The organism is Escherichia sp. MOD1-EC7003 (assembly GCF_002965065.1).
Lineage (GTDB): Bacteria > Pseudomonadota > Gammaproteobacteria > Enterobacterales > Enterobacteriaceae > Escherichia.
Genome location: NZ_PTRE01000204.1, coordinates 1 through 933, shown reverse-complemented (window position 1 = coordinate 933; position 933 = coordinate 1). Strand labels below are relative to the sequence as shown.

General features: G+C 55.1%; 1 pseudogene and 1 other annotated feature. The pseudogene reads left to right on the top strand.

The window, feature by feature from the left end:
- Positions 1-54 precede the first annotated feature (54 nt).
- A pseudogene (locus A7090_RS23620) lies at positions 55-933 on the top strand (IS3 family transposase); the annotation flags it as partial.
- Positions 336-452: a sequence feature (AL1L pseudoknot), on the top strand. (Overlaps the previous pseudogene by 117 nt.)

The window sequence follows — 933 nt, the reverse complement described above, 5'->3', positions numbered from 1 at the left end:
TGAACCGCCCCGGGAATCCTGGAGACTAAACTCCCTGAGAAAGAGGTAAACAGGATGACTAAAAATACTCGTTTTTCCCCCGAAGTCCGTCAGCGGGCGATTCGTATGGTTCTGGAAAGTCAGGATGAATATGACTCACAGTGGGCGGCAATTTGTTCCATTGCCCCAAAGATTGGCTGTACGCCGGAGACTCTGCGTGTCTGGGTTCGCCAGCATGAGCGGGATACCGGGGGCGGTGATGGTGGGCTCACCACCGCTGAACGTCAGCGTCTGAAAGAGCTGGAACGTGAAAATCGTGAACTGCGCCGCAGTAACGATATCCTTCGCCAGGCTTCCGCTTATTTTGCGAAGGCGGAGTTCGACCGCCTCTGGAAAAAATGATGCCACTGCTGGATAAGCTGCGTGAGCAGTACGGGGTCGGACCGGTATGCAGCGAACTGCATATTGCCCCGTCAACGTATTACCATTGTCAGCAACAGCGACATCATCCGGATAAACGCAGTGCCCGTGCGCAGCACGATGACTGGCTGAAGAGAGAGATACAGCGCGTATACGATGAAAATCATCAGGTGTACGGTGTGCGTAAAGTCTGGCGTCAGTTGTTACGGGAAGGAATCAGGGTGGCCAGATGTACAGTGGCGCGCCTCATGGCGGTTATGGGACTTGCCGGTGTTCTCCGGGGTAAAAAGGTCCGCACTACCGTCAGCCGGAAAACCGTTGCCACAGGTGACCGCGTAAACCGTCAGTTCGTGGCAGAACGTCCTGACCAGCTGTGGGTGGCTGATTTTACTTACGTCAGCACATGGCAGGGCTTCGTCTATGTGGCGTTTATCATTGATGTGTTTGCCGGATACATCGTGGGGTGGCGGGTCTCATCGTCTATGGAAACGACATTCGTGCTGGATGCGCTGGAGCAGGCGTTGTGGGCCCGTC